Origin of the sequence: Nocardia sp. NPDC060220 (assembly GCF_042727815.1) — a bacterium.
Classification (GTDB): Bacteria; Actinomycetota; Actinomycetes; order Mycobacteriales; family Mycobacteriaceae; genus Nocardia.
The window spans coordinates 1-4,659 of sequence record NZ_JBHWZY010000556.1; the positions used below are offsets into that span (position 1 = coordinate 1).

The following is a 4,659-nucleotide window of genomic DNA, read 5'->3' on the forward strand; positions in this document are numbered from 1 at the left end:
GACAGGTTCAGCGCGGTGCGCGCACAATAGTTGCCTGAGCGCGCAGAAGTGGAACAGTGGATCTCGACAGCCGCGGCGTGTGGCGCGCCGCTCGAGTTCCATTCACTCCAGGAGAAAACCTGTGCGCTTCGGCATCTTCGTTCCCCAGGGCTGGCGGCTAGATCTGGTCGGTATCGAACCGGCCGACCAGTGGTCGGTGATGCGCGAACTGGCCCAGCGGTTCGACGCGGGCTCCGACTGGGAGTCGATCTGGGTATACGACCACTTCCACACCACGCCCGTTCCCACCGACGAAGCCACCCACGAGGCGTGGACGTTGATGGCGGCGTTCGCGGCCACCACCTCCCGGGTGCGGCTGGGCCAGATGTGTACTGCCATGAGCTACCGCAACCCCGCCTACCTGGCCAAGGTGGCCGCCACCGTCGATCTCATCTCGGGTGGCCGGGTGGAGATGGGCATCGGCGGCGGCTGGTACGAACACGAGTGGCGCGCTTACGGTTACGGCTTCCCGTCCGCCGGTGAGCGCCTCGGCCGCCTCGACGAAGGTGTCCAGATCTTCCGCGAGGCATGGAAGACCGGCCGAGCGACCCTGGACGGCAAGTACTACCAGGTCGACGACGCCATCGTGCACCCACGACCGTTGCAGGAGAACGGGATTCCGATCTGGATCGCTGGTGGCGGCGAGAAGAAGACCCTGCGCATCGCCGCCAAATACGCTGACTACACCAACTTCAGCGGCGACCCCGACGAGTTCGCCCGCAAGTCCGACATCCTGCGCCAGCACTGCGAAGAGGTCGGTACCGATTTCTCCGCCATCACCCGCAGCTCGAACTTCAACGCCATTGTCGGTACCACCGAAACCGAAGTACAGGAACGACTCTCGACCATCGTCGACCGCTTCACTCCCTTCCTCGGCGCTGATGAGGCGAAAGCCCGTGTGCACGAACAGTTCGCGGCCAGCGCGGCGGTCGGCACCCCGGAACAAATCGTCGAACGCCTCACGAAGGTGAAGAACCTCGGCCTCGCCTACACCATCGTCAACTTCCCGGAAGCCGCCTACGACACCTCCGGCATCGAACTCTTCGAACGCGAGGTGATTCCGGCATTGGCGTAATCCACGGCCGGTCATAAGCGTCGCCACTTACCTTTTCGTCCATGAACGACCCGGTGACCGTGCGGAACGAGGCGAAGGTTCTCGCCGCCGGATACGAGCGAGATGTTGACGGCCGACTGATCTTCGTTCCCGCGGTACCCGACAAGCCGGAGTCGAAACCCGAGTTCCCGCTGCTCGCGACGAACGCACACGGCAGCTCCACCTGGATGTGGCTCGCGTTCCCCATCGACATGGCACTGCACCTCGCGATCGGCGCCGCTGTCTGGTTCGTGTTCCCGACCCCGGTGGCCTTCGCGTACGGCACCCTGGCCTGGCTGGCCGCCTCGTTCATCCACCGGACCTTCGTCCAGCGCCTCACCCGAACAACGCTCGGCAAGTCGCTGTTCGGCCTTCGAATCCGCTACGCCGACGGCACCCACCCCACCCTCGGCCGCCTCGTCGAAGAATGGTTTCGCGGCGTCGGTTGCACCATCGAACTCTGCTGCTCGTTCGGCTGAACCCAGTCGGACTCGGCTCAGGTCGGGAAGGTCGGAATGATCGAATCGCCCATGTGGCGCAGGGTGGTGCAGGCGTCGGCGGTCTGCTGGGTGGGGTTGTTCACGACGACCATGCGGATGACGCCTTGGGACGCAGCGAAGAGGATGTCACAGGCAGTAGGGGTGTCGCCGAGGCGACGGCCGGTGCGGCCCGCGACCGTGTAGTCGGTGAAAGGTGTCGGACCTGCTTCCTTCTCGAACTCCGCGAGGGTTCGCGAGGTCGAGAACACCCTCAGGTAGGCGGTGGCGCCGGTCCACTCGCAGGTCTGCCAACCGGCGGACACCGCACCTGCCGCCACCTTCGTCGCGGGGTCGACACCGGCCTTCTGTAGTGCGTCCGCGGTGACTCCGGTGCACGGCTCGAACAATGCCTTCGGTTGCGCGGCCTCGGGCTCCGCGCTCGAGCATCCGACGAGCGTCGCCAACGCCAATCCCCCGGTCGCTACCACCATGAGCGCGCGCTTCATCCGTTCCCTCTCACCGTGCATCGCAAAACGCGGCCACGTTAACAAGGCTCGCAACCTCACCAGCGATCGTTCGACAAGACTTGGTCCGGTCACCACCTCGCTTGCACCACGACTGTGACGAACACCCACACCACGCACCCGCCGCAGGCCGAGGGTTACGCCCTTCAGTGGTGGTGTGCTCCGACAGCGGATCCGCGATAGCCCAGCCCGCGGCCAGCAGCTCGTCGACAGCGGCGGCGAGGCAGATCGGGCATCGAACACGAAGCGATTCAGGCTCTTTCATGATTGTGGCCTTGACCACATCATGGCGGTCCGGCTATGTTCTCTCGCCAACAGACTTGGACATTCGTTCAGTTGAACGAGCGTCCACCTGGGGATCGAGGACGCAGATGATGAGGACGATGAGGCGACCGGTGCGCTGGATGACGGCACTCGCACTCGCAGCCGGGCTGGCCGTGAGCAGCGCCCCGGTAACCGCCGACCCCGCGAGACCGCTGACGCCCCTGCGGGCACAGGGGTCGGCGTTGATCGACGGGTACGGACGCACCGTGCTGCTCCACGGGGTGAACACCGTCGACAAGGACGCGCCCTACCTGCAACCCGGTGACGGATTCACCCTCACCGACGAAGCGGCGGCGACACTGGCTCGGCACGGGTTCACCACAGTCCGGCTCGGGGTCTCGTTCGACGGACTGATGCCGACGGCGGGTGTTGTCGATACCGCCTACCTCGACCGGGTCGAGAATGTCGTGGATACCCTTGCCGCGCACGGCATCTACACGTTGCTCGACAATCACCAGGACGGATTGTCGAAGATCTGGAACGGCAACGGGTTCCCCGAATGGGCGATCCGCGCCCGGCCCGCGGACGGTGAGCCGAATCCCGGATTCCCGCTGTACTACCTGATGCCGAGCATGAATGCCGGGTGGGACGAGGTGTGGAACAACACCTACGGGGTGCTGAACCATCTGGGGGTGGCGCTGGGCGCGCTCGCCGAGCGGATGACCGGGCGCGCGAGCGTGCTCGGGATCGAGTTGCTCAACGAACCGTGGCCCGGCTCAGCGTTTCTCACCTGCTATCCCGACGGCTGCCCCGACTTCGACGTGAAATATCAACGGGCACTGCAACAGCTGACCGATGCGGTGCGGGCACGCAATGCCACTGTGCCGGTGTTCTGGGAGCCGAATGTCACCTGGAACGAGACCATGCCCAGCCACCTGGGCAAGAATCCACCGATCACCAGCCCGAACATCGTTTTCTCCCCGCACGATTACTGCATTCCCAGCCAGCTCGCGATCTACCTCGGCCTGCCCGAGGAGCTGCGCGCCCTGTGCCCGCCGCAGCAGGACCGGACCTGGTCGAACATCGACGCTTTCGCCGACCGCACCGACATCCCCACCATGGTCACCGAATTCGGCGACGGCGATCCGACCGTGTTGCGCAACACCACCACCCGGGCCGACGAACGGTTCGTCGGCTGGCACTACTGGCATTACAGCGCCCGCGACGGTGATCCTTTCCGCGGTGAACTCGGGCGCGAACTGGTCCGCACCTATCCACAAGCCACCGCGGGAATTCCCGATGGCATGGTCTTCGACTCCAGCACAGGCGATTTCGCGTATCGGTACCGGCCTCGCCAGGCCTCGGCGCCGACCGAGATCTACGTCTCGGATCTGTTCCATCCGGACGGCTACGAGGTGAAGGTCACCGGCGCTCGGGTCACCTCGGCGCCCGGCGCGCGCATCGTCACCGTGGAAGCCGACGGCACCGACCCGGTCACCGTTCGCATCCACCGCCCTGGCTCGGCGGGAGCGGATCTTCCCTCCGGCGGTGGCACCGGCTCGGCCTCCGGATTCCCCTGGCTGTCATCGGGTTCCGCGGGCTGACACCGACGGTGATCAGGTCGGCAAGGTCGGCACCGGGTGCTTGTTAAGCGGTGTCGACCACGCTGACCTCCATGAGCAACGCAGCACCGTCCCGGCACGCGACGCGGGAGCGCGGATACGAACGTGACGCCGAGCCGATGTTCGTCACATCCGAAACGCGGGAGCGCTCGACAGACGAATTCCCGCTCACCGGACGCGCTTCCAGCGGCGACGAGACCGGCGTGATCCCCGCGTTCCTCATCGATATGACGCTGCACGCCGCGATCGGCGCTACCGCCTGGTACCTCGCACCCGGCCCGACAGCCGTCCTGTACGGCCTCCTCGCCTGGCTGAGCGCGTCCTTCCTGCACCGCACGGTCATCCAGCACCTCACCCGGACAACGATCGGCAAGTGCCGGTACGGACTCCGACTGCGCTACGCCGACGGCACCTACCCGTCGACCTGGCAGCTCACCGTCCAGTGGTTCCGCGGCGGCTGGTCCTGCTTCGACCTCTTCGACAGTGCCCGCTGACACAGAAGGGGCGGTCTCGGCACCTGGGCGGCCGGCACCGCCTACGCGGTCGGGGCGACCGTCACCTACGGCGGCACCACCTACCGCTGCCTCCAGGCGCACACCGCGCAGGCCGGCTGGCAGCCGCCGAACACCCCCTCGCTC

The 4,659-nt window shown here is 66.0% G+C and carries 5 protein-coding genes and 1 pseudogene; 5 read left to right on the top strand and 1 reads right to left on the bottom strand.

Features of this window, described 5'->3' with window-relative positions:
- Window positions 1-121 precede the first annotated feature (121 nt).
- Together ACFWF3_RS24955 and ACFWF3_RS24960 are read left to right on the top strand one after the other, a co-directional pair.
- Window positions 122-1,114 carry an LLM class F420-dependent oxidoreductase gene (locus ACFWF3_RS24955; RefSeq protein WP_378991502.1) on the top strand — a complete coding sequence of 331 codons (993 nt, stop codon included), beginning with the start codon at window positions 122-124 and terminating at the stop codon, window positions 1,112-1,114.
- A 41-nt stretch (window positions 1,115-1,155) separates the two neighbouring features.
- Complete coding sequence (locus ACFWF3_RS24960; RefSeq protein ID WP_379315632.1) at window positions 1,156-1,611, top strand: RDD family protein; 456 nt, start codon at window positions 1,156-1,158, stop codon at window positions 1,609-1,611.
- Window positions 1,612-1,628: 17 nt separating this feature from the next.
- On the opposite strand, the gene ACFWF3_RS24965 is transcribed toward ACFWF3_RS24960, so the two are convergent.
- The gene (locus tag ACFWF3_RS24965) at window positions 1,629-2,117 is read right to left on the bottom strand and encodes a DUF3558 family protein (RefSeq protein ID WP_379315634.1); all 489 of its coding nucleotides are present in this window, start codon (window positions 2,115-2,117) and stop codon (window positions 1,629-1,631) included.
- 401 nt (window positions 2,118-2,518) lie between these two features.
- On the opposite strand from ACFWF3_RS24965, the gene ACFWF3_RS24970 reads away from it, so the two are divergent.
- From ACFWF3_RS24970 to ACFWF3_RS24980, 3 genes and pseudogenes are all read left to right on the top strand, one after another.
- Window positions 2,519-4,003, top strand: coding sequence for a cellulase family glycosylhydrolase (locus ACFWF3_RS24970; RefSeq protein ID WP_379315636.1), 1,485 nt, complete (start codon window positions 2,519-2,521; stop codon window positions 4,001-4,003).
- Between the two features lie 71 nt (window positions 4,004-4,074).
- Entirely contained in the window at window positions 4,075-4,515 is a 441-nt protein-coding gene (locus ACFWF3_RS24975; protein WP_379315638.1) for an RDD family protein, read from the top strand.
- A 33-nt stretch (window positions 4,516-4,548) separates the two neighbouring features.
- Window positions 4,549-4,659, top strand: a pseudogene (locus ACFWF3_RS24980) (carbohydrate-binding protein); the annotation flags it as partial.

What these genes read in the sequence shown, in the direction of transcription:
- ACFWF3_RS24970 (WP_379315636.1), top strand. Translation starts at nt 2,519, where the DNA reads ATGAGGCGACCGGTGCGCTGGATGACGGCACTCGCACTCGCAGCCGGG.
- ACFWF3_RS24960 (WP_379315632.1), top strand. Translation starts at nt 1,156, where the DNA reads ATGAACGACCCGGTGACCGTGCGGAACGAGGCGAAGGTTCTCGCCGCC.
- ACFWF3_RS24975 (WP_379315638.1), top strand. Translation starts at nt 4,075, where the DNA reads ATGAGCAACGCAGCACCGTCCCGGCACGCGACGCGGGAGCGCGGATAC.
- ACFWF3_RS24965 (WP_379315634.1), bottom strand. Translation starts at nt 2,117, where the DNA reads ATGAAGCGCGCGCTCATGGTGGTAGCGACCGGGGGATTGGCGTTGGCG.